We start from the raw sequence: 627 nt of genomic DNA, 5'->3' as shown, positions 1-627 counted from the left end.
GGCCGCCGAAGCGACCGCCACGATCGACGTTGCCGACCCGGCGCCACCCGCCAAGCCCGCCGCGCCCGCAGCCAGAGACGCGCCGAAGGCGCCCTACTGGTCCGAGCCCGAGCCGCGCTGGCCCAAGTCACCGCCGCAGCCCAAGCGCGCGGCGGGGCCCGAGCGCAGCGAATACCCGCGGCCGTTACCCGGCCGGGCGGGCGCGGCGGCCAATGGCACCGGGCAGTCGGGTTCGGGGGCCGAGGAGATGAGCTTCGACCCGATGGACCACTACGCCGATGTCCCGGTGGACGTCATGGACTCCGAGGTGCGCGAGGCCGAACCGGCGCAGGAGGACTCCGCGTACGTGCGCTCCTTTCTGCGGTCCGGGGATTCCGACGATGACGAGAACGGATCCGGACCGCTGTCCGCCGGAGTGCTCCACGACGAACACCTCGACATCGAGGACCGGCACGCGGACGCGGACCCCGACGCCCACCTCGAGCGGGGCAGATTCGACGCGGTGTGGCGCGGCGGCCTGGTCGTGCTGCAGTCGATGCTGGCGGTCGCGTTCGGCGGCGGGTTGTTCGTGGCCTTCGACCAGCTGTGGCGCTGGAACAGCCTGGTGGCGCTGGTCCTATCGGTGCT

At 72.7% G+C, this 627-nt stretch carries 1 pseudogene; it reads left to right on the top strand.

The features are described from left to right. Nucleotides 1-627 (top strand): annotated as a pseudogene (locus A5652_RS28220) (hypothetical protein); the annotation flags it as partial.

This window comes from Mycobacterium sp. 1165178.9 (assembly GCF_001673555.1).
Classification (GTDB): domain Bacteria; phylum Actinomycetota; class Actinomycetes; order Mycobacteriales; family Mycobacteriaceae; genus Mycobacterium.
This window is presented reverse-complemented; position numbering and strand designations above follow the sequence as displayed.